This is a genomic window from Aestuariivirga litoralis (assembly GCF_003234965.1).
Classification (GTDB): domain Bacteria; phylum Pseudomonadota; class Alphaproteobacteria; order Rhizobiales; family Aestuariivirgaceae; genus Aestuariivirga; species Aestuariivirga litoralis.
The window spans coordinates 59,107-83,795 of the sequence record NZ_QKVK01000004.1; the positions used below are offsets into that span (position 1 = coordinate 59,107).

Consider the following 24,689-nt stretch of genomic DNA (forward strand, 5'->3'; position numbering starts at 1 on the left):
TCAACGACTTGGAAACCCGGGGCCAGGCCCCGGGTTTCGTGTTTCCGGCAACTGAGGCGGCGTTCCCATGAGCCTTGAGGCGACCGCGCGGCCGCGACGCCGGCCCGTCTGGAGCAGCGCCCGCTGGCGCGGCCTTGCGCTGCAAGCCCTTGTTTTAATTGCGCTTGCAGCGTTTTTCTATGACCTGGCTTTGAATACCGCGGCCAACATGGCCACCCGGCACATTGTTTCGGGTTTCGACTTCCTGTGGCGCAAGGCCGGCTTCGAGGTGTCGTTCTCGCTGATCCCCTATTCCGGCGAGGACAGTTATGCCCGGGCCTTAATGGTGGGGTTTTTCAATACCTTGTTGGTTTCGGCCTGTGGCATCGTGCTGGCCACGATGCTGGGGCTGGTGATCGGGCTGATGCGCCTGTCGCGCAACTGGCTGGCGGCGCGGATCGCCACGGCCTACATCGAAGTGATGCGCAACGTGCCGTTATTGCTGCAGCTTTTCATCTGGTACCGGCTGGTGCTGACGCCGCTGCCGCAGGCCCGCGACGCCATCACCCTCGGTTCGGCATCGCTTTCCAACAAGGGACTGACCTTGCCGGCACCGGTTTTCGGTGATGGAGCATGGTGGTCTTGGGTTGGTTTTGGTGTTGCCGCCGTTGCATTCTGGTTGCTGTCCGGTTGGAACAGGAGACAACGCGAAGCAACCGGAAAGAGCATGCCGGTCTGGTGGCTCGGGGCGCTGCTTTTGGTTGCGCTGCCGGTGCTGTTCCTGTTCGCCGCGGGATGGCCGCTCAGCTTCGAGCACCCAGTGCGCAGCAATTTCGGGTTCCGGGGCGGCATGACGCTGGTGCCCGAATTCATGGCACTGCTGCTAGCCCTGTCCATCTATACGGCAGCCTTCATCGCGGAGGCGGTGCGCGCCGGGGTGATGGCGGTGTCGCGGGGGCAGGGCGAGGCGGCGGCGGCGCTGGGGCTGAAGCCGCGGCTCGCGATGCGCCTCGTCGTCCTGCCGCAGGCGCTGCGGGTGATCATCCCGCCGCTGACCAGCCAGTACCTGAACCTGACCAAGAACTCCTCCCTCGCGGTGGCGATCGGCTACCCGGACCTGGTGTCGACGGGCGGCACCATCCTCGGCCAGACGGGGCAGGCAATCGAGGTGGTGACGATCTGGATGGTCGTCTACCTGAGCCTCAGCCTTCTCACCTCGGCCTTCATGAACTGGTTCAACGCCCGCCACCGGCTGGTGGGGAGGTGAGGCGGTGAGCGTGGCCTTCGTCAGGGATCGCGACGCGCCGCTGCGGCCCCCGCCACCGGGCACGGCGGGCGCCCTGGGCTGGCTGCGGGCGAACCTGTTTGCAGGCCCGGGCAACAGCCTGCTGACCCTGCTGCTGGGCCTGGCACTGGGCTGGCTGGCCTGGTCGGTGCTCGACTGGGCGGTGCTGCGCGCGGTGTGGACCGGCAGCGGCCGCGAGGCCTGCGCCATCCCTGACGCCGGCGCCTGCTGGCCCTTCGTGTGGGAGAAGTTCCCGCAATGGATCTTCGGCTTCTACCCCCTGGACGAGCGCTGGCGGCCGCTGGCGGTGATGGCGATCGGCGCGGCTGCCCTGGCGCCCATGATGGTGCCGGGCGCCCCGGGCAAGCAGGCCAATGCGCTGTTCCTGCTGATCGCCTATCCGGCCATCGCCTATGTGCTGCTGGCGGGCGGCGCTTTCGGCCTCGAGCCGGTGGAAACCTCGAGCTGGGGCGGGCTGTTGGTGACCCTGGTGGTGGCGGTGACCGGCATCGTGATCTCGCTGCCGCTGGGCATCCTGCTGGCGCTGGGGCGGCGCTCGGAGCTGCCCGTGGTGCGGACCGCGTCCATCGTCTTCATCGAATTGTGGCGCGGTGTGCCGCTGGTCACCGTGCTGTTCATGGCGAGCGTGATGCTGCCGCTGTTCCTGCCCGGCGGCGTGACCCTCGACAAGCTGATGCGGGCGATCATTGGCCTCTCGCTCTTCGCCTCGGCCTACATAGCGGAAGCGGTGCGCGGCGGGCTGCAGGCGGTGGCCAAGGGCCAGACCGAGGCGGGGCTTGCGCTGGGCCTGAGCCGGGGCCAGGTGACCCGCAAGATCGTGCTGCCGCAGGCTCTGCGCATCTCGATCCCCAACATCGTCGGCATCTTCATCGGGCTGTTCAAGGACACGACGCTGGTGCTGGTGGTCTCGATCTATGACTTCCTCGGCATCATCAATGCCGGGCTGCAGGACGCGAAATGGGCCGCGCCGCAGACGGCCAATACCGGCTATTTCGTTGCGGCCCTGGTCTACTTCGCCTTCTGCTTCGCCATGTCGCGCTATGCGCTGTTCACCGAGGCCCGGCTGGAACAGGCGGGGAAACGCTGATGGCGCGGCAGGCGGTGCAGTTCATCGGCGTGAACAAGTGGTTCGGCAGCTTCCACGTGCTGCGCGACATCAACCTCGACGTCGAACAAGGCGAGCGCATCGTGATCTGCGGTCCCTCGGGTTCCGGCAAGTCGACGCTCATCCGCTGCATCAACCGGCTGGAGCAGCACCAGGAAGGCCGCATCATCGTCGACGGCGTGGAGATCAACGACGATGTGCACGCCATCGAGGAGGTGCGGCGCGAGGTGGGCATGGTGTTCCAGCACTTCAACCTCTTCCCGCACCTCACCGTGCTGGAAAACTGCACGCTGGCCCCCATCTGGGTGCGCGGCATGCCGAAGCGCGAGGCGGAAGCCCTTGCCATGAAATTCCTCGAACGGGTGCGCATCCCCGAGCAGGCGAAGAAATATCCGGGGCAATTGTCGGGCGGCCAGCAGCAGCGCGTGGCCATTGCCCGCGCCCTGTGCATGACGCCCAAGATCATGCTGTTCGACGAGCCCACCTCGGCCCTCGACCCCGAGATGGTGAAGGAGGTGCTCGACACCATGGTGGCGCTGGCGGCGGAGGGCATGACCATGCTGGTGGTCACCCACGAGATGGGCTTTGCCCGCCAGGTGGCGGACCGGGTGATCTTCATGGACCAGGGCCAGATTGTCGAAATCAATGCGCCGGACGAGTTTTTCGGCCATCCCCGCAACGAGCGCACGCGGCTGTTCCTTGCCCAGATCCTGCGCTAGTTTCGGGCCCACAACGGAGGAATCGGAATGAAAGCTCTTCTTGCCGCAGCGGTGCTGTGCCTGGGCCTGGCGACGGCGGCACAGGCCGCGACGCTGGATGATGTGAAGGCGCGCGGCACGCTGACCTGCGGCGTCAACCCCAACCTCCAGGGCTTCGGCGCCAAGGCGGCGGATGGCAGCTATGCCGGCTTCGACGTGGACTTCTGCCGCGCCGTGGCCACCGCCACCCTGGGAGACCCCGCCAAGGTGACCTATGTTCCGCTCGACGCCAAGTCGCGTTTCGAGGCGCTGAAGGCCGGCAAGGTGGATGTGCTGGCCCGCAACTCCACTTGGACCATGGACCGCGAGACGGCCATGCCGCTGCGCTTCACCGGCATTTCCTATCATGACGGGCAGGGCTTCATCGTGAAGAAGCTGCTGGGCGTCACCTCCGCCCTGCAGCTTTCGGGTGCTGCGATCTGCTTCCAGACCGGCACCACCACGGAGAGCAACGTCGAGGACTTCTTCCGCGAAAAGGAGATGACCTTCGTGCCGGTGCGCCTCGACAACCTCGATGACCTCATCAAGGCCTTCGACGAGGGCAAGTGCGACACCTTCACCACCGACATGTCGTCGCTCTATGCGGTGCGGCTGCGGCTGAAGGAGCCTGATGCCGCCATGGTGCTGCAGGACGTGATCTCGAAGGAGCCGCTGGGGCCCGTCATCCGCCAGGGCGACGAGCAGTGGTTCAACATCGTGCGCTGGACACTGTTCGCGCTGGTCAATGCGGAGGAACTGGGCGTCACCAGCGCCAATGTCGACGACATGAAAGCCAAGTCGAAGAACGCCGCGGTGCAGCGCCTTCTCGGCGTCACCGGCAGCGACGGCCCGAGCACCGGGCTCGACGCCGACTGGGCCGCCCGCACCATCAAGGCGGTGGGCAATTACGGCGAGATCTTCGACCGCAACCTGGGCCCCGGCACGCCGCTGGCCATCAACCGCGGCATCAACGCCCTGTGGAACGCAGGCGGCCTGCTCTATGCGCCGCCGATGTGAGAGCGGACGCTGAAGGATGGTGCACGGTATGCGGACGAGACGGAGCCTGAACGATGCAGCGTGATCGCAATCGCATTGCTGTTCTCGCCCTGGCAGCGGTTGTCGCCTGCTTCGCGGGCGCCGCCGCGCTGGCGGGAGGCCTGTCGGACAGGAAGCCGCATGACGGCGTTGCCGCAGCCCATGGCATGCCTGTGCAGGGGATCGACGTGTCCTACTTCCAGGGGGACATCAACTGGAAGAAGGTCGACGCCGCGGGCATTCGGTTCGCCTATATCAAGGCAACGGAAGGGGCCGACCGCCTCGACCCGAAATTTCACGACAACTGGCGCGGTGCGCGCAAGGCGGGCATCGTGCGGGGCGCCTACCATGTGATGTACTGGTGCAGCCCGGCGCGCGACCAGGCGGCGTGGTTCGCGGCACAGGTGCCGGCCGACCGGGGCACGCTGCCGCCAGTGCTGGACGTGGAGTGGAACGGCCACTCCAAGACCTGCCCGCACCAGATTGCCCGCAAGGAGGCCCTGGCCAAGATGAAGGTGATGCTGGCGGCGATGGAAGCGCACAGTGGCAAGCGCCCGATCATCTACACCGATCCCAAGTTCCACCGCGACGTGCTGCAGGGCGCCTTCACCGACTATCAGTTCTGGCTGCGCTCGACGGCGGCCAAGCCCGCGGCGAAATATCCCGGGCGTGACTGGTCGTTCTGGCAGTTCACCACGACCGGGCGGGTGCCCGGCGTCACCGGTCCTGTCGACCGCAACAGCTACAACGGCACGCCGGCTCAATGGGCACGGGTGGTGAAGCGGTTGCAGACGGAGCAGGCCGCGACGGACGCGGTGCCGGAGACGGTGTCGCAATGAGCCTGGCGCGGGCCTGACTGGTCCTTGGCGCTGCAGGACGCCTGTGACGAGACCTGTCTCCACGACCGGATGTCAGGGCCTGGTCGGGAGCTCGGTGTTCCGCTCCAGCGGGAAGATGGGGCGGGGGACGTTGCGGTAGGTGCGGCGTTCGTAGCGGGGGGTGGAGAGGGCGCCGCTGTCGCAGACGATGACGCGGCCGGCGATGGGTTCGAAGGCGGCGCGGAAGTGCTGCATGGACTTGAGGGCGACCACGGACTTCTCCGCCGGCATGATGCCGAAGGCCTTGAACTGCTGCTGGTCCAGCATCTGCGAATTGGCGGTGACCACGAGGACATCGATGCCATCGACGCGGAGCACGGCGGTAGTGCCATAGCTGTGGTGCAGGCCGCCGAGGATGGGGCCGTCGCAGATCATGTCACCATTGCTGAGGTGGATGATTTCGCCCGTCACCGCGAGGGGGCCGCCGCCAAAGGCCGGGTCGTTCTTGCCGCCGAGCGCCAGGCTGACCGTGTCGCCCACGCGGTGGGTGTGGAGGAAGGCGGCCGCTTCAGGATCGATCATCGGGCCGAAGGCGGCGTTGCGGAGGCCTGCGTCCAGCATGGCCCGGAGCAGGTTGGTGGCATCGCCATAGGCGCCGGAGCCCGGATTGTCGGCATAGTCCGCGATGATGAGCGGACCGCGTGAGGCGTCGAAACTGCTGGCGATGGCGGCCGCCTCCTCGACGCCGAGGTAGGTGTTGACGCTGGTGAAGCGGGCAGCCCAGATGCCGTCCGCGATGTCTTCCGCGATGGCGCGGGCGCGCGACTCCGCAGCGGGCTGCAGCGTGTCGTAGGTGACGGTCACCGTGGGACCGACATCGCGGATGTCGGCATCCGAGAAGCCGGCATTGATCGATACGGCGAGGATGCCCGGCTCCCGTTCCGCCGCGCGGGCCTTGGCATAGAGCGGCAGCATGGGGCCTTCGTCCGAGCGGCCGCTGTTGATCTCGTCCAGCATCGGGCGGTGGGCGCGCAGGGTGCGCGGCCGGCTGCGCCCGGACATGCGGGCTTCCAGGATGCGGCCGGCCTGCAGGCCGCGTTCGCGCATGTCGATGTGGGGATAGGTCTTGTAGGAGACGATGGCATCGGCGAGGTCGCACATCAGCGGCGTGCAGTTGGCGTGAAGATCGAGGGTGACCGCGATCGGCATGTCCGGCCCGACGATGGCGCGCAGGCGGGTGAGGAGTTCTCCCTCGCCATCCTCGCAGAACTCCGTGACCATGGCGCCGTGCAGCGACAGGAGAATGCCGTCGAGGCTGTGCCTGCTTGCCGTCGCGGCGGCACAGATCTGGCCGGCGATGTCGTCGAAGGCGGCACGCGCCACGCGCGCGCCGGGGCCGGCATGGGCGGAGATCACATGGCTCACCCGCCAGCCTGCCTCCCGCGCGGCGTCGAGGAAGCCGGCGAGTTCGGTGTTGGCGTTGCCGCGCTCGGCGATGGCGGCCTCACCCTGGAGGTAGGTCTCGCTGCGGAAATCATCGAGCACCGTGAAGCCCTTCTTGAAGGTATTGCTCTCGTGGGCGAATTCGGCGGTCAGCACATGGCGGGGCACGGCACTCTCCTTGCTCGGTCAGTCACAGCGGGTGGAAACAGGCGACACGGTGGCCCCCGGCCTCGCCAGCAAGCTCGGGGCGCTGGTCGCGGCAGTGGGCGGTGGCGTGGGGGCAGCGGCCGGCGAAGGCGCAGCCCCGGGGAAGGTCGAAGGGCGACGGGATCTCGCCCTTCAGGGCCACCAGCCTGCGGCGCAAGGCGGGATCCGGGCTGAAGGTGCTGTCGAGCAGGGCGCGCGTGTAGGGGTGGCGCGGGGCCGCCTCGGTGGAGGGAAGCTCCTCCACCACGGCACCCAGATACATGACGAGGATGCGGTCGCAGAAATAGCGCACCAGCCCGAGGTCATGCGAGATGAACATGTAGGTGAGGCCGAGTTCGGACTTCAGCCGCTCGAGCAGCGCCACGATCTGCGCCTGGATCGACACGTCGAGCGAGGCGGTGGGTTCGTCCAGCACCACGAAGTCCGGCTTCAGGGCAAGCGCGCGGGCAACGCCGACGCGCTGGCGCTGGCCGCCCGACAGCTGGTGGGGATAGGCCGCCGCCATCGGCGCGGCGAGGCCGACCTGCGACAGGAGGTGGTCGATCGCGTCGCGGCTGACGCGCTCGCCCTGCACCCGGAAGGGCTCTGCCAGGACCTCGGCGATGGTGTAGCGCGGGTCGAGCGAGGAATAGGGATCCTGGAACACCATCTGCATCCGCCGCCGCATGCGGCGCAGTTCGCCCGCAGGGAGCGCCGTGAGGTCCGCCCCGTCGAAGCCGACACGGCCCTGGCTCGGCTCGATCAGCCGCAGCACCAGGCGGGCGAGGGTGGACTTGCCGCAGCCACTTTCGCCCACGACGCCCGTGACCGAGCCGCGCGGAATGGCAAGCGTGACGTCACGCACCGCCGTCATGCTGCGCGGCCGGCGGAGAAGGCCGCCGCCGCTGGTGAAGCGGCGCGTCAGGCCGGTGGTGGTGAGCAGCGGTTCAGCCATTGGTGGGCCCCGGGAAATGGCAGGCGACCACGCCCGAGGGTCTTGGCCGGGAGTCCGGAACGGTGGTGCGGCAGATGTCCTGCGCCTGCGGGCAGCGCGGGTGGTAGCGGCAGCCCGGCGGGTAGGCGGAGACGGCGGGCACCGTGCCGGGAATGCCGGCGAGCGTTCCCTTGCGGGTGTCGTCGCGCGGGATGCAGGCGATGAGCGCCTGGGTATAGGGGTGGGCGGGGGCGGCGAAGAGCGGGTCGATGGCAGCGGCCTCCGCCAGCCGGCCGGCATAGAGCACCGCCACCCTGTCGCAGCACTGGGCGACGACGCCCATGTCATGGGTGATGAGCAGCAGCGCCATGCCGCGCTCGCGCACCAGCTCGGCCAGGAGGTGGATGATCTGGGCCTGCACCGTCACGTCGAGCGCGGTCGTCGGTTCGTCGGCGATGATGAGGTCGGGCTCACCCGCCAGCGCCATGGCGATGACGATGCGCTGCTTCATGCCGCCCGAGAGCTGGTGCGGATAGCTGGCGCAGATCGCAGCCGCCTCGGGGATGCGCAGCTGGGTCAGCACCTCCAGGGTGCGGCGGCGCGCCTCCGCCCGGCTCTTGCCGAAATGCAGCGTGCCGATCACATCGACCTGGGCGCCGATGGTCTGCAGCGGGTCGAGCGCCGTCATCGGGTTCTGGCTGATGAAGGCGATGCGCTTGCCGCGCAGCTGCCGGTAGGCATCCTCGCCGAGCGAGGTGAGCTCGGTGCCGTCGAAGCGGATCGAGCCCGCACTCACCCGGCCGCCGCTCAGCGGCAGCAGGCCCATGATGGCCATGGCCGTGAGCGACTTGCCCGAACCCGATTCTCCCACGAGGCCGAGGATCTCGCCGCGGTCCAGCGTGAAGCCGATGCCGTCGAGCGGCGTCACCGGGCCGATCGTCACCTGCATGTCCGCCACGGTGAGCAGCGCCGTCATGCCGCGCGCAGCCTGGTGCGGATGTCGAGCGCACGGATCAGCGCGTCGCCATAGATGTTGATGGCGACCACGGTGATGGCCACCGCGAGGCCGGGGAAGATGATGATCCAGGGCGCCTTGAACAGCAGCGCCGTGCCCGACGACATCATGGCGCCCCAGCTCGGCGTGGGCGGCTGGGCGCCTAGGCCGAAGAAGCCGAGTGTCGCCTCGAGGATGATGGCATCGCCGGTGGCCAGCATGCCGCTCACCAGCACCGGGGCCAGCGCATTGGGCAGCAGGTGCCCCGTCAGCACCCGGGCGTGCGAGGCGCCGAGGCTGCGCGCCGCCTCGACATAGGTTTCCGACTTGATGGCCATGATCTGGGCCCGCGTCAGCCTGGTGAACTGCGCCAGGTAGGCCACCCCGATGGCCACCAGCGTGCCGGTGATGCCGGGGCCGATGATGGCAACCAGCATCAGCGCCACGAGGATTTCGGGGAACGACCAGGTGAGGTCCACCGCCACCATGATCATCTGGTCGAAGCGCTTGCCGAAATAGCCCGCCGCGGCACCCAGCACCATGCCGACGAAGACCGAGACGCCGATGGCAATGCCCGACACCGACAGCGAGGTGCGCCCGCCATAAAGCAGCCTGGTCAGCAGGTCGCGGCCGAATTCGTCGGTGCCGAGCCAGTGCGCGGCGCTGGGCGGCTGGTAGGCCTCCTTCAGCGACTGCAGGTCATAGGCATAGGGCGTCAGCAGCGGCGCGAAGACGGCGGCGAGGACGACGAGGATGATCCAGCCGCCGGCAAGCGCACCCTTGGGCGTGCGCAGGGCGCGCAGCACCGCGACGTCGCGCCACGCCACGCCATGGTGGCGGGTGGAGGTGGCGATGCTCATGACATGGCCGTGCGCACCCGCGGGTCGAGTGCGGCCTGGATCAGGTCTCCCAGCAGGGTGCCGAGCATCACCGCCATGGCCAGCATGAGGAGCGAGGCCTGCACGACCGGGTAGTCATGCTGGTTCAGCGCCTTGATCAGCAGCGTGCCGAGGCCGGGGCGGGCGAAGACCACCTCCACCGTCACCGCGCCGCCGAGGATCCAGCCGATGCGCAGGGCGAGGATGGTGACCACCGCGGTCAGCGCGTGGCGCAGCACGTGGCCCAGGTGGATGCGCCAGCGCGGCAGGCCCTTGGCATGGAGCAGCATGACGAAATCGCGCTGCTGCGCCTCGATCATGGCGACGCGGGTGACGCGGGCCACCAGTGCGGTGCCCGCCAGCCCGATCGTCAGCACCGGCAGGACCAGCGATTGCCAGTTGCGTGCCCCCGACACCGGAAACCAGCCGAGATGCACAGAGAAAAGGAGGATCATCAGCAGCCCCAGCCAGAAGGTGGGCATGGTGGAGCCGAGCAGCACGCCGCCCATGATGAGCTGGTCCGCCCAGCCGTCGCGCTTCCAGGCGGCGATGACGCCGAGCAGGATGCCGAGGCTGGCCGAGAACAGCAGCGCCGCGCCGCCCAGCGCCAGCGAATAGGGCAGCGCCTGAAGGATCATGGTGGAGACCGGGCGCTGGCCGACGATGGCGGTCCCGAGGTCGCCGCGCAGCACATTGCCCAGCCAGATGAAATATTGTTCAGGCAGGCTGCGGTCGAGCCCGTAGCGCTGGGCGATGATCTCGCGCTGCGCCGGGCTCGACCCGATCCTGATGAGGTTGTCGATCGGATCTCCCGGGATCAGGTGAAGGATCAGGAAGATCACGACCGAGACGGCGAGGAACACCGGCACGAGCATGAGCAGCCGCCTGACGGCATAGCCGATCACCGCAACCGCTCCGCCCGTGCCCGCATGTGCCGCTTACTCCTTGACTTCGACGTCCATCATTGTCACCGCGCCGATCTGGGTGCCGCGGATCTTCTCCGGCAGCACGATGCGCTCGGTGTTGTAGCCGACGTTCACCACCGGCTGGTAGATCGGCGCGAAGGGGAACTGCGAGAGCACGTATTCATGGTAGGCCTTGAAGTTGGCCTGGCGCTCCTCGCCGGTCTTCGAGCCCTTCATGGCCTTGGTACGCAGCTCCTCGGCCTTGGGGTCGTTGTACATCGAGACGTTGGGATAGCCCAGACGGTCGCCGCCGAAGAACCAGTCGATGATGTCGGCGTTGTCCCACTCATAGGAGCGCACGGCGAGCTGCTGCTTGCCCGACTTGTACTGGTCGCGGATGGCGGACGAGTCGAAGATGGTGATCTCGGCATCGATGCCCACCGCCTTCAACTGGCCCTGCACCACCTCGGCGAGGCGCTTGAAGGAGGTATCGGCCTGGGCCCAGAGCGACACCTTGAGCGGCTTGCCGTCCTTCTCGCGCACGCCATTGGCACCCATCTTCCAGCCCGCCTCGTCGAGCAGCGCATTGGCGCGGGCCGGATCGAACTTGATCTTGTACTTGGGGTCGACGTTCGACTCCGGCAGCGCGCTGATCAGGAAGGTGTCGGCCACGGCGCCCACGCCGCCATAGACGGCGGCGAGGATTTCCTCCTGGTTGATGGCCTTGGCGGCGGCCTCGCGCACCTTGATGTCGGTGAAGGGTTCGGCCGTCACGTTCATCGGCATGTAGGCCACCTCGCGGCCCGGCATGGTGAGCACGGCGAGCTTCGGTTCCGACTTCATCTCGCCCAGGAGGTCATTGGGCACCGAGAGCAGCATGTCGACGCCGCCCGTCTTGAGTTCGAGGAAGGCGGTCGAATCCTCGGCGATCTCGCGGAAGGTGAGCTTCTCGATCTTGGCCGGACCGGCGTTCTTCGACAGCGGCGAGGCCCACTTGTAGTCCTCGTTGCGCACCAGCACGGTCTCCGAGCCGACGTTGAAGGTGTCGAGCTTGAAGGGCCCGGTGCCCACCGCCTCGGTGACGCCGAACTTGTCGCCCGCCGCCGCATAGGCCTTGGGCTCCGGCACCGACATGAAGACGCTCGAGAGATTGTAGAGCAGGTTGGGGTCCGGCTGCTTCATGACGAACTTGACGGTGTGGTCGTCGACGATCTCGACCTTGTCGATGGCCTCTGCCATGTAGGCGTTGTCGCTGCCCTTGAACAGCTCGAGCCACACCGGGATGGTGGCTGCGTTGAAGGGCTCGCCATTGTGGAACTTCACGTCCTTGCGGAGGTGGAACACCCAGCTCATGCCATCCGGCGCCTCTTCCCAGCTTTCGGCCAGATGGGGGTGGAAGGACAGGTCGGCGTCCTGCTCGACCAGGCGGTCATAGATCATGGCGGTGGCGGTGTTGAGCATCGGCGCCTTGATGGGGTTGTAGCTCTGCGCGCCCACCTCGTTGGTGTTGAGCACGATGGTCATCTCCTGGGAGAAGGCCGAGGGGGCCGCCTGCAGCAGCGCCGCGAACGAGATGCCGGCCGCGAAGACGGCCTTCCTGAAGCTGATCGTCATGTCCTGTTTCCTCCTGTTGATCTGGTTCTTGTCGCTGGTGACTTGGCAGCGGCCCGCCGCCCGCCCGCCATGGCCGGGGCGAAGCCCGTATGGCCGACGAGGTCGTTGTAGAGCCCTGCCACCCGCTCCATGCGCGTTTCCACGCCGGCGCCGAGTTCCTTGAACACGCCGTTGACGGCCAGGCCGACGAGGCAGGCCATGACCGAGGTCGTGTCCCAGAAATGGTTGAGGTCGGTCTGCACGGTGAAAAGCTCCGACACCACGCCGTGCGCCCAGTCGCAGTAAGGATCGGTGATCAGCGTCACCGCGATGCCGCGCTCGGCCGCGGCCGCCGCCAGCTGCTGCGTGGTGCGCGAATAGCGCCGCCCGTCGAACAGCACGAGGCACACGGCCTTGGGATCGGCCAGCAGGATCTCGGCGAAATGGCCGCCCGCCACATCGGCGAGCTGAACGCCAGGGCGCAGGTACTGGAGATTGTGCACCAGCTGCACCGCATGGCCGCGCTCGGTCTGGAAGCCCGCGACATAGACTGCCGGGCAGTGCGCCAGCCGCGCCACCCAGCGCTGGAATTCGGGTGTGGTGGCCGTCTCGTAGACGGCGACGACCGCCGCGATCTCGCGCTCCAGCGCCAGGGCAAGCTCACCGCTGCCGCGGCGGCTGCGCGCATGGAAATCCTTCAGTCGGTCGCCGATGAGCCAGGCGGTGTTGCCGAAGGGCGACTGCAGGCTGCCCTTCAGCTCCTTCAGGTGCCGATAGCCAAGGGCGCGGCAATAGCGCCCGACGGAGGCCTCGCTCACGCCGACCTTGCGGCCGAGCGAGGCGGCGGTTTCGAAGGGCAGGGTATGGAGGTTGGCGAGCATGTAGCTGCCGATCGCGTTGGCGGCGCCCGAACCGTCCGCCATGCTCAGCCTGAGCCGGCGAACCAGATCGGGGCCAACGTCTCCAGCGGTTCTGGCGCGTGTGCTCAAAGGTCACTTCCCCCGCATGGAAGCGTGTCAGAAAAGTTTCAGACCGTCAATCGTGCAAGAAAACTTGTTCGTGGCCTGATGCAGCGGAACCGCGGGACCCGCTGGCGCCAGCGCCATGCGGCGCGCCGGCACAAGCCGTTTGCTCCACAACCGGGGAAGAGGCTAGCGTTGCATCAACGGCGATCGGAGAAAGTCGATGGCGGAGTTCCTTCTGCAGAACAGTGGCTACTGCCACTGCTGCCGGTCACAAGCCACGTTCCGGAGCGCCAATGCCTGGCTGCGCGACCACTACATCTGCCTGAACTGCCATTCGATCCCCCGTCAGCGCCACCTGCAGCACATCCTGGATGTTCACTTTCCGGACTGGTGCGGCCGCATCCTGCACGAATCCTCGCCCGCGAACGACTTTCTCGCGCGCTATTGCAAGGCCTATGAATCGAGCCAGTTTTTCCCGGACGTTCCGCCGGGCGAGAGTCACAATGGCGTGCGCTGCGAGGACCTCGAGGGAATGTCCCTTGCCGACTCATCGATTGACATCTTCGTCACGCAGGATGTGTTCGAGCACATCAACAACCCGGCACGTGCCGCCGCTGAAGTCACGCGCGTGCTGAAGCCCGGTGGCCTGCACATCTTCACGGCGCCAAGGCACCGGGGTCTCGCCTCGATCCAACCGCGTATCCGGATCCGTGCGGATGGCGAGATCGAGCATCTGCTCGAGCCACAGTACCACGGAAGCCCGGTCGGGGACGGAAAGGCGCTGGTAACCCATGATTATGCCCGTGACTTCGAGAGACTCTATGCCGAATGGTCCGGCAACCTCGTCACGACCTATGTCACGCGGGACCGGGGCCTCGGGATCGATGGCGAGTTTCTCGAGGTGTTCGTGGCTTGCAAGCAGTGATGTGACGGCAGCTGCCGGGCAACGAGGGATGAAGGGCGCGGGGGGCAGTCAGCTGGACGAGCCGATGTCCGCATCCCGGCCAAGATGGCGGGCCAGCTTGCCGAGGGTCTGGTAGCCGTATTCCACCGCACCGAAATCAATGACCGTCCGGCGCCGCTCAGGCGTCGGGTGGAGTTGGCGCAGGGTGAGCACGGTCTTCCCATTCGACTGGGCATCGAAGGTGACGGTGACGTGGAAGCGGTGCGGGTCGTCCTCGTTGTCGGCGCCATGTTGCATCTCGATCAGGCGGGGCGGATCGATGCGGAGAAAGTCGATGCAGTTGGTCCACCTCGTGCCATCGGGCCCGGTATAGACGAAACGCCAGCGCCCGCCTTCACGGATGTCGCACTCGGACGTGTCGCAGGTGAAGCCTTCGGGGCCGAACCAGCGGGTGATCTGCCCGGGATCGGTCCAGGCGGCAAAGACCCGGCCGACAGGCGCATCGATGACGCGGCAGAGGACGATCTCACGCTCGATCAGGTCACGGCGGTCAGGTGTCATTGGCGGGTGTCCTTCTTGGCGGCGAGGAAGTTTTCGAGGCGGTCGAGACGTGCCTCCCAGGCATGGCGGGTATTGTCGAGCCAGGCCTGCGCGGCGGCGAGGCGTTCCGGCCGGAGACGGCAGGGACGCTGCTGGCCGTTGCGGCCGCGGGAAATGAGGCCGGCCTGCTCCAGCACCTTCAGGTGCTGCGAGACGGCAGGAAGGCTCATGGCGAAGGGGCGGGCGATGTCCTGCACCGTCATGTCGCCCTGCTTGGCGAGGCGGGCAAGGATGGTCAGCCGCGTGGGGTCACTGAGGGCGGCAAAGGTCCGTGAGATGGTGTTGGCGCGCGGCAAGGGCATGCCCCATATTTAAGTGATGACTTAAATATAGGACACACGGGAGGCCCGGTCTACGCGGCGGGGGTTGTGGCCGGCCTAGCGCGGTTCCCTTGGCTTCTCGATTTCCAGCGGCTTCGGCGCCGGGCAGGGACGGTAGGCGCAAACCGGGGGATCGACCGGCGGCGGGCAGCACTTCTCGGTGGCGTGGCGCTGTTCCTCGCGTCGATCAAAGTCGAGGGCGGCGGCCGGGTTCACGCTGCGGGTGATGTCGAGGATCGCCGTTTCCGCCGCGGCGATGACGGTCTGCCGGCCGGTCTGGATGTGGGCTTCGTTGTGGATGGCGCAGGTGTTGCGCGAGATCGCCTCCAGCGCACAGATCATCGCATCAGCCTGCTGCGAGAGGTGGAACAGCGTGGCATTGGTGACCTGCTGCAGCCCGGCGATGGTCTTCAGAACGGACGTGCCGGCATCGACCGCGTTGCGCACATCATTGATCGCGGCCGTCGAGGCAGCGATGGCGGCGGCGATGGCCGCCTGCCCGGCGATGATGTTGCCATTGTCGGCATGGAGCGTCTGCAGATGGCCGTTGATGGCCTGCAATTCGCCGAAGGCGTCGTTGAGCGTGGGCATGGCTGTGCTGTTCCTCTCTAGTCGCGGGTGTCTGGCTTCACGGCGGCTTCACTGCGGATGGTCCTGCCCCACCTGGCGAGGCGCGTGCGCAGCGCATGGGCGTCGATCCGCTCGAACTGGCCGATGGGCCTTTCACTGGCGGCGATCTCGCAGCGGATGGTGTGCATGGCGCGAAGGTCGGTCTCGACCAGCGCGAAGGGCTGGCCGGGCACGGGTCGAAGTTCCTTCAGGATGGCGGGAATCTTCACGGTGATCGCTGCCGAGGCATGCGGTTCCACAGTCACCGTGGCGGGGGTGGGAAGGGTGAAGGTAGGGGCATCAGCGCTGATGGGACCGGGCGGTGCCTCGGCAAGCCGCAGGGTGAGCACGCGCTGGGCGGCATCATAGGAGAGGCCGCGCAGCTCGCTGACGACATGCAGCGGTTTCGTGCCGGGATTTTCGAGCCTGACGGTGACGTCGAACCAGATGTCGCGGCGGCCATCCATCGGGTGTGGCAGGCCGCGGCGCCGGGCCGAGAGGGCAATGTCCGTGATCGCGAGCGCATTTGCCATGAGGGCTCCTCAGCAGCTGCAGCAGGGCGAGGGGCCGGTGGGGCCGGTGGGTCCGGCGGGCCCCATGCCGGTGCAGGTGGGCACCTGGCGGCCATCGCCGGGGCCCTGGCCGCCATTGTGGTTGGTGGGATCGCGCAGCGGCAGACCCACCTGGGCGCGATAGGTATTCTCGTCGCTGATCGCCTGAAACTCAGGATCGGCGGCGTTGAAGGTGCCGTTGGCGCGGTGGAAGGCGTGGGAGAGCTCGTGGAACAGGATGTCGGATCGCGGGAGCGAAATCTGGCCTCCCGCCGCGTCGAAGCCGAACATGGCATTGTCGAAGCAATAGACCACCTGGATCAGCCCGGCGGCATCGGGCGGATAGGTGGCGCCGCCCACGAGGTTGACCGGTATCATGCCGCCGGACCCGTCCGGTATGGTGGTACCGTTGGGCACGGCGCTGACCACGACGTTGCCCGCCGACTGAACCAGCGCCTCGATACGGTCCTGGCCTGCACCGGAACTGGTCTTGGCGTAGGAGATGCGGTCGACCTGGGCGTTGATGGTGTCGCTGCCCAGCGCGGAGTCGCAGCGCACGATGGTGAAGACGTCGACCAGCGCCGCACCGGTGTTCGCGAGCTTGCTGAGAAAGAGCGTCACGGCCACCTCCGGAGACGTTGCACCGACATGCACATCGCGATGTTCAACCAATCTCCTGGTTGAAAACATCGCCGATTGTGAATGCCTGCAGGCGCTACGTCAAGAGCGGCGGGTGCTGATCACGCACCTGTGGCGACGGGAGAGTCCGGGTTGCCGCCCCATTCGGTCCATGAACCGTCATAAAGCGCATGGTCGCGCGCGCCCGCCAGCGTGAGGCCGAGGGTGAGGATCGCCGCGGTGACACCGGAGCCGCAGGAGGTGATGACGGGCCTGGCGAGATCGACGCCCGCGGACGTGAAGGCGGCGGCGATGGCGTCAGGCGATTTCAGCGTGCCGTCGGGGTTGAGGAGGCTGGCATAGTGGACGTTTCTCGCGCCGGGCATGTGGCCGGCGCGCACCCCCGGGCGGGGTTCCACCTCCTCGCCGCGGAAGCGCGTGCCGGAGCGGGCATCGGCGATCTGCCCAGCACCGGATTTCAGCGCGGCGGCGACCTCCTTCATGTCCTTCACCATGGAGCCCTTGAAGCGGGCGGTGAAGTGGCGCTCCTGGGCCTTGAGGGCCGGGCCGTCCGCGGTGGCGCGGCCCTCGGCGAGCCATTTCTTGAGGCCGCCGTCGAGCACCGTGACGTCATCGTGGCCGAAGACCTTGAACATCCACCAGGCGCGGGCCGCAGAGAACAGGCCCACCGAGTCATAAGCGATGACGCGCTTGCCGTCGCCGATACCCATCCTGCGCATGCGGGAGGAGAATTTCTCCGGGCTCGGCAGCATGTGGGGCAGGCTCGAGGCGGTTTCGGACAACTCGTCGATGTCGAAGAACTGCGCGCCGGGGATGTGGGCCTCGAGGAATTCCTTCTTGGCGTCGCGCTGCGCGGTGGGCAGGTGCCAGGAGGCATCGATGATGGCGATGTCGGGCGAGCCGAGGTGGTCGGCCAGCCACTCTGTCGAGACGATGTCGTTGCTCATTGGAAGGCCACCCTGATGCGGCGGTTGATCTTGCCCTTGTTCTCGATCTTGGCCACCACCACGGGCCCGATGGCGGCGGTGGAGGAGAGATGCGTGCCGCCGCAGGGCTGGAGGTCGACCTTGCCGTCCTCCCCGATCATCACCAGGCGGACGCGGCCCGTGCCCATCGGCGGCTTCACCGACATGGTGCGGATCAGGTGCTGGTTCGCGGCCATTTCCTCATCCGTGATCCAGCGGAAGGAGACCGGGTGGTCTTCCGTGATCAGCCGGTTGAGCGTGGCCGTCAATTCCGCCTTGTCGGGGATCTGGCCTTCGGGAATGTCGAAGTCGATGCGGCCGCCGTCCTCGCCGATGGCACCGCCGGTGACGGGGAAGGGCACCGAGGCGCAGAGCAAGTGCATCAAGGTGTGGGCCCGCATGTTGCGGTAACGGTTGGCCCAGTCGAGGGTGAGCGTCACCTTCGATCCGACGCCGGGCAGGGTGGAGCCCTCGGCGGGGACGTGCACCACGTCCTTCGCCTCGTCATAGACGGTGGTGGCGATGGCGGCGGTGCCGCCGTCCCAGGCGAGCGTGCCCTTGTCGCCCGGCTGGCCGCCGGCGGTGGCGTAAAAGACCGTGCGGTCGAGCAGGATGCCACCCTTGTCGCTGATGGCGGTGACGGTGGCCTCGCAGTCCTTCAGGTAGGCGTCGTCACGGAAGAGGAGGGCCGCCGTCAAGCCGGGACCTCTTCGGTGACGTTCGGGACATCCGGTGCCTTTTCGAGCCAGGCGGGCACGGGCAGGTTCTTCTCGCGCAGGAAGGCGGGGTTGAAGAGCTTCGAGGCATAGCGCGTGCCATAGTCGCAGAGGATGGTCACGATGGTGTGGCCGGGGCCCAGCTGCTTTGCCATGCGGATGGCGCCCGCGACGTTGACGCCGGTCGAGCCGCCCATGCACAGGCCCTCGTGCTGCAGGAGGTCGAAGGCGATCTGGATCGCCTCCGCATCCGGGATCTGGAAGGCGTCGTCGACGATGGCGCCCTCGAGGTTCGCGGTGATGCGGCCCTGGCCGATGCCCTCGGTGATCGATGAGCCTTCGGACTTCAGCTCGCCGTGCTTGTAGTAGTTGTAGAGTGCGGCCCCCATCGGGTCGGCCAGCGCGATCTTCACACTGGGATTGAAGGACTTGAGGCCCATGGACACGCCGGCCAGCGTGCCGCCGGAGCCCACAGCGCAGACGAAGCCATCGACCTTGCCGTCGGTCTGGCGCCAGATCTCAGGTGCGGTGCCCTCGATATGGGCCATGCGGTTTGCGGTGTTGTCGAACTGGTTGGCCCAGACGGCGCCCATGGCCTTGGCGAGGCGGCCTGAATACTTCACGTAGTTGTTGGGGTTCTTGTAGGGAACGGCCGGCACCTCGACGAGCTCGGCGCCGAGCTGGCGCAGCGCGTCCTTCTTCTCCTGGGCCTGGGTGTTGGGGATGACGATCACCGAGCGGAAGCCCATGGCATTGGCGACGACCGTGAGGCCGATGCCGGTATTGCCCGCCGTACCCTCGACGATGGTGCCGCCGGGCTTCAGCGCGCCGCGCGCGATGGCGTCGCGGATGATGAAGAGGGCCGCACGGTCCTTTACCGACTGGCCAGGATTCATGAACTCGGCCTTGCCGAGAATGGTGCAGCCGGTGAGCTCGGAAGCCTTGCGGAGCTTGATCAGCGGCGTGTTGCCGATGGCGGCGATGACGTCTTGCTTGATATCCATCCCATAGTGATGCCCCAGCGGGCGGATTCCGTCAAATCATCGGGAACCGGGCAGGCGGTTCCGGCGTTGCAACCCGGTTTTTCCTCAGCTCAGCCCTCAATATTACGAAATCGACCCGGGCGGGCGGGTTGCGGAAAAGCAAGGGCAGAGACAAGCAACCAGGAGTTTCCGATGTTCACCTTCAAAGCCATTCCCGTCACGCTGCTGGCCGCCGCGCTGACGCTGGGCGCAGCCGTGCTGCCGGCCCAGGCGGGCGCCAATCTCGATGCCATCAAGCAGGCGGGGTCGATCAAGGTGGGCACCGAGGGCACCTATGCGCCCTTCACCTACCATGACGAGAGCGGCAAGCTCGTCGGCTTCGACGTCGAGATCGCCGAGGCGATCGCCAGCAAGCTGGGCGTGAAGGCCGAGTTCATCGAGGGCAAGTGGGACGGGCTGATCGCCGGCCTCGACGCCAACCGCTATGACGTGGTCATCAACGAGGTGGGCATCACCGAGAAGCGCAAGGAGAAGTTCGCCTTCTCGGACCCCTATATCGCCTCGCGCGCCGTGCTGATCGTCAAGGAGGACAATGCCGACATCAAGGACTTCAAGGACCTGAAGGGCAAGAAGGCTGCGCAGTCGCTGACCTCCAACTTCGCCGAGATCGCCAAGAACAATGGCGCCGAACTGGTGGGCACCGAGGGCTTCGACCAGTCGATCGCGCTGGTGACCCAGGGCCGTGCGGATGCGACGATCAACGACAGCCTCTCCTTCTTCGACTTCAAGAAGAAGCAGGCGGCGGCCCCCGTCAAGATCGTGGCGCAGGAGCAGGATGCCTCCTATTCGGGCGTGATCCTCAGGAAGGGTGACGACGAGCTGGTGGCCGCCATCAACCAGGCGCTGAAGGACATCGAGGCGGATGGCACCTACCAGAAGATCTCCGACAAATACTTCGGGCAGGACGTTTCGAAGTAAACTGGAGCCGGCGCGGTGGCATGCTGCCGCGCCGCAACCTGATCTTCGAAAGGACTTCCGGTGCCGCCCTGGCTGCTGCTGATGCTCGACTCGCTGGCCCCGCTGCTGTGGGCCTGCCTGACCTTCACCATTCCCCTGACCATCCTGTCCTTTGCATTCGGGCTGCTGCTCGGGCTTGCCTCGGCGCTGATCCGGCTGTTCGGGCCGAAACCCGCGGCGGCGGTGGTGCGGTTCTATGTGTGGATCATCCGCGGCACGCCGCTGCTGGTGCAGCTGTTCCTGATCTTCTATGGCCTGCCCTCGGCGGGCATCCTGCTCGACGCCTTCCCGGCGGCGCTGATCGGCTTCACGCTGAACATCGGCGCCTATACCTCCGAGGTGATCCGCGCGGCAATCTCGTCGGTGCCGAAGGGACAGTGGGAGGCCTCCTTCTCGATCGGCATGAACTGGAGCCAGGCAATCCGCCGCACCGTGCTGCCGCAGGCGCTGCGGGTGGCGGTGCCGCCGCTGTCGAACACTTTCATCTCGCTGGTGAAGGACACCTCGCTCGCCGCAGCGATCACCGTGCCCGAGATGTTCCAGACGGCGCAGCGCATCGTGGCGGTGACTTATGAGCCGCTGATCCTCTATGTCGAGGCGGCGCTGATCTATCTCGCCATCTCCTCCGTGCTCTCCGCACTGCAGGCCAGGCTCGAGGTGAGGCTGTCGCGCTATGGCGGCTTCATGGAGGGGCGGGCGTGATTGAGCTCTCCCATATCGTCAAGACATTCGGCGATCACACGGTGCTGAACGGCATCAGCGTGACGATCCGCGAGGGCAGCGTCACTGCGCTCGTCGGGCCTTCGGGCGGCGGCAAGTCGACACTGCTCCGCTGCATCAACCTGCTGGAGATCCCGACATCGGGGCGGGTGCGCATCGGCGCGGAGGCGATCGACTTCAGGCCACAGGTGCGCGTACCCTTCGCCGAGGTGCAGAAACTCAGGCGGCAGACCGGCATGGTGTTTCAGAACTTCCAGCTCTTTCCGCACCGCACGGCACTGGGCAACGTCATCGAGCCGCTGGTGACCGTACTGAAGTGGCCCCACGCAAAGGCGGTGGCGCGCGCGGAGGAGCTTCTCGACAAGGTGGGCATGGCGCACAAGCGCGATGCCTGGCCCGCCGAACTTTCCGGCGGCCAGCAGCAACGGGTGGCGATTGCCCGGGCACTGGCGCCTTCGCCGCGCGTGCTGCTGTGCGACGAGCCGACCTCGGCGCTCGACCCCGAACTGGCGGGCGAGGTGATCGAGGTGCTTGTGGGGCTGGCCCGCGAAGGGACGACCATGGTGATCGCCACGCACGACCTCCGGCTTGCCGCCGGCATCGCCCATGAGGCGGTGTTCCTGGAGGCGGGCGAGGTGGTGGAGAAGGGCGAGGCCCGGCGCATCTTCAGCGCGCCCGAGCGCGAACGCACGCAGCGCTTCATCGCCACGCTCACGCAGGAGGCACGCCAGCACCAGACGCCGGATGCTGCCCGCTAGCCGGCCCCGCCGCTATTGCGCCGGGCGGAAGCCGACGGTGCCGCCATCGAGGTCGAACATCACGTCCCACTGGGTGTAGAACCAGAAGCCGGTGTTGATGTAGGCCGGATCGCCGCCGCCATCAGTGTGGGCGCTGGCGCTGATCTTCTGCGGCGCCTGCTGCGTCAGCATCGCCTCGAAGGGCAGCCAGCGCGGCCGCACGGTGTTGGCCGCCAGCGACTGGACGGTGACTGTGGCGCCATCCTTCAGGTCGCCGGAATAGCTGGGCGGATTGGTGCCGGGAATGAGGGTCGGGTTCTTGAGGAAGGACGTGTCCAGCACGACGTTGCCGAGTTGCCAGAGGGTGGCGTTGGGGGCGCCGGTATCCAGCGTCACACCAATCTCGTCAAAGACCTGCCGGTCGTCACCATGTCCCACGGCGACGCGGGCCTCGAACTGCTGTTCGCTGAACGCGGTGACGGGAACGGTCGACCACTTGTGCCATCCGGGCAGGCAGTAATTGGGCTGCTTGCGTTTCTGCGGCGGGCACTTGGGGTTCATCCGCACCAGCGAGGTAAAGGACATGACATCATTGTAGCTCAGCCCGATCTTCACCGCGGGCCGGGAACTGCCGTCAGGCCTGCCGACGTGGATGATGAAGCCACGGTGATATGACATCGTTTGCGATGCAATCTGCGGAAGGACCGAATAGACACCGGCGGTGCCGGCCGTGTTGAGGCCCGGGCGGAGTGCGGCCCCGAAATCGCCCCAGAAGGCGCCGGAGAGCGGCGCGGTGCCGTTCTTCATGGCGTCGTCCCACTTCTTCTGCAGCCCGGGCTTGAGGGTGTTGGTGTAGGAGGTGATCTGCGAGACCTGGACCTGCTGGCTGCCGGTGCCGCAGAGCGGCGACTTGGGCGAGGTGCTGGCCGGATCGTAGAGACTGACCCTGGTGCGCACGAGATTGGCCAGATAGGCGTTGCCGGAGGTATAGACCGTCTGCATGTCGCCGCGTGACAGCACGCGCGCCGCGCCCCACCATTGCGGGTCCGACTTCTCGTCATAGGCGGCCCAGAATCCGGGGCCGCCGGTATCGAACTCATAAAGGCGCGGCGCACCGCCGCCGAGGCCGACATTGATGCCGAGCTTGTATTCCGGCTTGTCGTCGGTGCCGATGTTGACGATCTTGAGCGGCACCGTGCAGCCCGCGGCGAGGACCGGCGCAGCCTGGCAGGCGAGGAACAGGGCAAGGCAGGAGACGAGACGGATGTTCATGGGCGTGTCCTCAGGAGGCTGCGGCGCGTGCATGGCCGGCGGTCTTGCGCCGGAATGGCCTTGCAAAGCGCGAGAGGCTGACGCCTTGCGGTGCCAGCCTCCCGGTGTTCATGGTCCTGCCGATCAGTAGCAGGGCGGATAGGGATAGTAGCCGCAGGCCGGGGGCGGCGGCGGCGGCACGTAGGGGGCGCCATAGACGACAGGCGGATAGCCGTACCAGCCATGATGGCCGTGGACGACATAGCCGCCGGGGGTCACCGCCCACCAGTCGATGAACAGCGCGGCCGGGCCCTTGACGCCCTTGAGATCGCCTTCCAGCACCTTGGCATCGAAGGTCAGCTTGTCGCCGTCGAGCTTGGGGTTGGAGATGATGACCACGGCGTCGGTGACGCCGGCGTCGGAGCCGCCGAGCACCGAGATGGTGGCGTTCGGCGGGTCCTTGGCGAAGCTGTCCTTGCCGTCGCCCCAGCGGGCGATGAACAGGTCCATGTCCTCGTGGCCGGCGGCGCGCACCGGGCGGTCGGCGAAGACGATGACGTTACCGGCGATGCCGTCAAGCACCAGCTTGCCATCGGCCAGCGTGGCGTTCTTGGCATTGATGACACCGAGCGACGGCACCGGCGCCTGGGCGCTGGGCTTGCCGATGGTCTTCTGCAGCGGGACATGGGTGTTGGCCGGTTCGGCCGCCTGGGCGAAGCCCGCCGCGAGCGCAATGCCGGCGGCAACGACCGCCATGCGGGTCAGTGCCTTGAGGTTCATGGGGAGGTCTCCTTCAATCTTGATTCCTGCCGTTCCGGCCGCCGGGACAGGCAGATGACGTGGCGCCGGATGCGGATTGATATCAGCCCTTGCATGGGTTCGCCACTGCGCCGGGCAACAAAAAGGCGCTGGCGGCAGCCAGCGCCTCGATCACGTGTGTTTATCCTTAATAGCAGGGCGGATAGGGATAGTAGCCGCAGGCGGGGGCGCCATAATAGCCATAGGGATGGGCCACAGCCGCACCCACGGCGGCACCGGCAACGGCACCGGCGGCCACACCGGCGGCAACCGGAGCGCCATACCAGGCGTGGTAGCCGTGCCAGCCACCGCCGCCAACGGCGAAGCCGCGGCCACCTGCCGCGAACCAGTCAATGAACACCGCGGCCGGACCCTTGAGGCCCTTCAGGTCACCTTCGAGGACGTCGACGTCGAACACCAGGTTGGTGCCGTCGAGCTTGGGGTTCTTGAGGACGACGACGGCGTCGGTCACGCCGTCCTTCTCGCCGCCCAGCACCGAGACGGTGGCATTCGGCGGATCCTTCGAGAAGCTGTCATTGCCATCGCCCCAGCGCGAGATGAACAGCTGCGTCGCCTCGTGGCCGGCGGCGCGCACCGGGCGGTCGGCGAAGACGATGACGTTGCCGGAGACGCCGGTGAGGGTGAGCTTGTTGCCCTCGAGCGTGGCACCATCCGAATTGATGACGCCGAGCGAGGGAACGGGGCCCTGTTCCATCGGCTTGCCGATGGTCTTCTGCAGCGGAACATGCGGATTGGCCGGCTCGGCGGCGCCCGCCACCGAGGCCGCGAGGGCGAGGCCCGCTGCCATGACGGCGACGCGGGTAAGAGCCTTGAATGTCATTCTGTGGTCTCCTTCGAGCCTTCTCGTTTGCCGTAGCCATGCGCACGCGGAGAAGGCGGCAGCTTGCGCAGGAATTGCAACACCCCATATCAGGCGCAACGCCTATTCGCCACCGGATTGCGGCCAATTTGCGGGGGAGTGGGCCAAGTTTGCCCGTACC

Annotated in this window: 27 protein-coding genes; 9 read left to right on the forward strand and 18 right to left on the reverse strand. The window is 66.9% G+C overall.

Annotation, left to right across the window (positions count from 1 at the left end):
- The first annotated feature begins 67 nt into the window (after positions 1–67).
- From DK847_RS10010 to DK847_RS10030, 5 genes are read left to right on the forward strand one after another with little or no spacing between them, the layout of a single operon-like run.
- Positions 68–1,246 carry an amino acid ABC transporter permease gene (locus tag DK847_RS10010; protein ID WP_111198274.1) on the forward strand — a complete coding sequence of 393 codons (1,179 nt, stop codon included), beginning with the start codon at positions 68–70 and terminating at the stop codon, positions 1,244–1,246.
- Between the two features lie 4 nt (positions 1,247–1,250).
- Entirely contained in the window at positions 1,251–2,372 is a 1,122-nt protein-coding gene (locus tag DK847_RS10015) for an amino acid ABC transporter permease (protein ID WP_111198276.1), read from the forward strand.
- Positions 2,372–3,109, forward strand: a complete 738-nt coding sequence (locus DK847_RS10020; RefSeq protein ID WP_111198278.1) for an amino acid ABC transporter ATP-binding protein — start codon at positions 2,372–2,374, stop codon at positions 3,107–3,109. Before DK847_RS10015 ends, DK847_RS10020 begins: the two co-directional genes overlap by 1 nt.
- Positions 3,110–3,136: 27 nt before the next feature.
- Complete coding sequence (locus DK847_RS10025) at positions 3,137–4,144, forward strand: amino acid ABC transporter substrate-binding protein (protein ID WP_111198280.1); 1,008 nt, start codon at positions 3,137–3,139, stop codon at positions 4,142–4,144.
- Positions 4,145–4,197: 53 nt separating this feature from the next.
- Positions 4,198–5,001: a glycoside hydrolase family 25 protein gene (locus tag DK847_RS10030; protein ID WP_111198282.1), complete on the forward strand. Its 804-nt coding sequence runs from the start codon at positions 4,198–4,200 to the stop codon at positions 4,999–5,001.
- 72 nt (positions 5,002–5,073) lie between these two features.
- Here the strand turns inward: DK847_RS10030 and DK847_RS10035 are convergent, their stop codons facing one another.
- Genes DK847_RS10035 through DK847_RS10065 form a run of 7 tightly spaced genes read right to left on the reverse strand, consistent with a single transcriptional unit; the run spans position 5,074 to position 12,836 of the window.
- The gene (locus tag DK847_RS10035) at positions 5,074–6,591 is read right to left on the reverse strand and encodes a M81 family metallopeptidase (protein WP_111198283.1); all 1,518 of its coding nucleotides are present in this window, start codon (positions 6,589–6,591) and stop codon (positions 5,074–5,076) included.
- A 22-nt stretch (positions 6,592–6,613) separates the two neighbouring features.
- On the reverse strand, positions 6,614–7,564 hold the full coding sequence (locus tag DK847_RS10040; protein WP_111198285.1) for an ABC transporter ATP-binding protein: 951 nt from the start codon (positions 7,562–7,564) through the stop codon (positions 6,614–6,616).
- Positions 7,557–8,519, reverse strand: coding sequence for an ABC transporter ATP-binding protein (locus DK847_RS10045; protein WP_111198286.1), 963 nt, complete (start codon positions 8,517–8,519; stop codon positions 7,557–7,559). Before DK847_RS10045 ends, DK847_RS10040 begins: the two co-directional genes overlap by 8 nt.
- Complete coding sequence (locus tag DK847_RS10050) at positions 8,516–9,397, reverse strand: ABC transporter permease (protein WP_111198288.1); 882 nt, start codon at positions 9,395–9,397, stop codon at positions 8,516–8,518. Before DK847_RS10050 ends, DK847_RS10045 begins: the two co-directional genes overlap by 4 nt.
- Positions 9,394–10,320, reverse strand: coding sequence for an ABC transporter permease (locus DK847_RS10055; RefSeq protein ID WP_111198290.1), 927 nt, complete (start codon positions 10,318–10,320; stop codon positions 9,394–9,396). The genes DK847_RS10050 and DK847_RS10055 overlap by 4 nt, the downstream gene beginning before the upstream one ends.
- A gap of 33 nt (positions 10,321–10,353) precedes the next feature.
- Positions 10,354–11,934, reverse strand: coding sequence for an ABC transporter substrate-binding protein (locus DK847_RS10060; RefSeq protein ID WP_111198291.1), 1,581 nt, complete (start codon positions 11,932–11,934; stop codon positions 10,354–10,356).
- Positions 11,931–12,836 (reverse strand): MurR/RpiR family transcriptional regulator, encoded by a 906-nt coding sequence (locus tag DK847_RS10065; RefSeq protein ID WP_111198293.1) that lies wholly within the window; start codon positions 12,834–12,836, stop codon positions 11,931–11,933. Before DK847_RS10065 ends, DK847_RS10060 begins: the two co-directional genes overlap by 4 nt.
- A 262-nt stretch (positions 12,837–13,098) precedes the next feature.
- Between DK847_RS10065 and DK847_RS10070 the strand changes: the two genes are divergently transcribed.
- Positions 13,099–13,803 (forward strand): class I SAM-dependent methyltransferase, encoded by a 705-nt coding sequence (locus DK847_RS10070; RefSeq protein WP_111198294.1) that lies wholly within the window; start codon positions 13,099–13,101, stop codon positions 13,801–13,803.
- Positions 13,804–13,851: 48 nt separating this feature from the next.
- Here the strand turns inward: DK847_RS10070 and DK847_RS10075 are convergent, their stop codons facing one another.
- The 8 genes from DK847_RS10075 to DK847_RS10110 all read right to left on the reverse strand — a co-directional run bounded on the left by DK847_RS10075 (position 13,852) and on the right by DK847_RS10110 (position 19,186).
- Positions 13,852–14,343, reverse strand: coding sequence for an SRPBCC family protein (locus tag DK847_RS10075; RefSeq protein WP_111198296.1), 492 nt, complete (start codon positions 14,341–14,343; stop codon positions 13,852–13,854).
- Positions 14,340–14,684: an ArsR/SmtB family transcription factor gene (locus DK847_RS10080; protein ID WP_111198298.1), complete on the reverse strand. Its 345-nt coding sequence runs from the start codon at positions 14,682–14,684 to the stop codon at positions 14,340–14,342. Before DK847_RS10080 ends, DK847_RS10075 begins: the two co-directional genes overlap by 4 nt.
- A gap of 75 nt (positions 14,685–14,759) precedes the next feature.
- The gene (locus tag DK847_RS10085; RefSeq protein WP_111198300.1) at positions 14,760–15,293 is read right to left on the reverse strand and encodes a hypothetical protein; all 534 of its coding nucleotides are present in this window, start codon (positions 15,291–15,293) and stop codon (positions 14,760–14,762) included.
- A 17-nt stretch (positions 15,294–15,310) separates the two neighbouring features.
- Positions 15,311–15,844, reverse strand: coding sequence for a hypothetical protein (locus DK847_RS10090; protein ID WP_111198301.1), 534 nt, complete (start codon positions 15,842–15,844; stop codon positions 15,311–15,313).
- Between the two features lie 9 nt (positions 15,845–15,853).
- The gene (locus DK847_RS10095; RefSeq protein ID WP_146256095.1) at positions 15,854–16,483 is read right to left on the reverse strand and encodes a type III secretion system effector protein; all 630 of its coding nucleotides are present in this window, start codon (positions 16,481–16,483) and stop codon (positions 15,854–15,856) included.
- Between the two features lie 119 nt (positions 16,484–16,602).
- A complete protein-coding gene (sseA, locus tag DK847_RS10100) occupies positions 16,603–17,448 on the reverse strand; it encodes a 3-mercaptopyruvate sulfurtransferase (RefSeq protein WP_111198304.1) in 846 nt (281 codons plus the stop codon).
- The gene (locus DK847_RS10105; RefSeq protein ID WP_111198306.1) at positions 17,445–18,164 is read right to left on the reverse strand and encodes an alanyl-tRNA editing protein; all 720 of its coding nucleotides are present in this window, start codon (positions 18,162–18,164) and stop codon (positions 17,445–17,447) included. The genes sseA and DK847_RS10105 overlap by 4 nt, the downstream gene beginning before the upstream one ends.
- Positions 18,161–19,186 carry a cysteine synthase A gene (locus DK847_RS10110; RefSeq protein WP_111198308.1) on the reverse strand — a complete coding sequence of 342 codons (1,026 nt, stop codon included), beginning with the start codon at positions 19,184–19,186 and terminating at the stop codon, positions 18,161–18,163. The genes DK847_RS10105 and DK847_RS10110 overlap by 4 nt, the downstream gene beginning before the upstream one ends.
- A gap of 171 nt (positions 19,187–19,357) precedes the next feature.
- Between DK847_RS10110 and DK847_RS10115 the strand changes: the two genes are divergently transcribed.
- Genes DK847_RS10115 through DK847_RS10125 form a run of 3 tightly spaced genes read left to right on the forward strand, consistent with a single transcriptional unit; the run spans position 19,358 to position 21,660 of the window.
- Entirely contained in the window at positions 19,358–20,143 is a 786-nt protein-coding gene (locus DK847_RS10115) for an amino acid ABC transporter substrate-binding protein (protein ID WP_111198310.1), read from the forward strand.
- Positions 20,144–20,203: 60 nt separating this feature from the next.
- Positions 20,204–20,884, forward strand: a complete 681-nt coding sequence (locus DK847_RS10120) for an amino acid ABC transporter permease (RefSeq protein WP_111198311.1) — start codon at positions 20,204–20,206, stop codon at positions 20,882–20,884.
- Positions 20,881–21,660: an amino acid ABC transporter ATP-binding protein gene (locus DK847_RS10125; RefSeq protein ID WP_111198313.1), complete on the forward strand. Its 780-nt coding sequence runs from the start codon at positions 20,881–20,883 to the stop codon at positions 21,658–21,660. Before DK847_RS10120 ends, DK847_RS10125 begins: the two co-directional genes overlap by 4 nt.
- A gap of 12 nt (positions 21,661–21,672) precedes the next feature.
- On the opposite strand, the gene DK847_RS10130 is transcribed toward DK847_RS10125, so the two are convergent.
- From DK847_RS10130 to DK847_RS10140, 3 genes are all read right to left on the reverse strand, one after another.
- The gene (locus DK847_RS10130; RefSeq protein WP_146256096.1) at positions 21,673–22,911 is read right to left on the reverse strand and encodes a hypothetical protein; all 1,239 of its coding nucleotides are present in this window, start codon (positions 22,909–22,911) and stop codon (positions 21,673–21,675) included.
- Positions 22,912–23,034: 123 nt separating this feature from the next.
- Positions 23,035–23,670: a hypothetical protein gene (locus DK847_RS10135; RefSeq protein ID WP_111198317.1), complete on the reverse strand. Its 636-nt coding sequence runs from the start codon at positions 23,668–23,670 to the stop codon at positions 23,035–23,037.
- Positions 23,671–23,836: 166 nt separating this feature from the next.
- Positions 23,837–24,529: a hypothetical protein gene (locus DK847_RS10140; protein WP_111198319.1), complete on the reverse strand. Its 693-nt coding sequence runs from the start codon at positions 24,527–24,529 to the stop codon at positions 23,837–23,839.
- Positions 24,530–24,689: the final 160 nt, after the last annotated feature.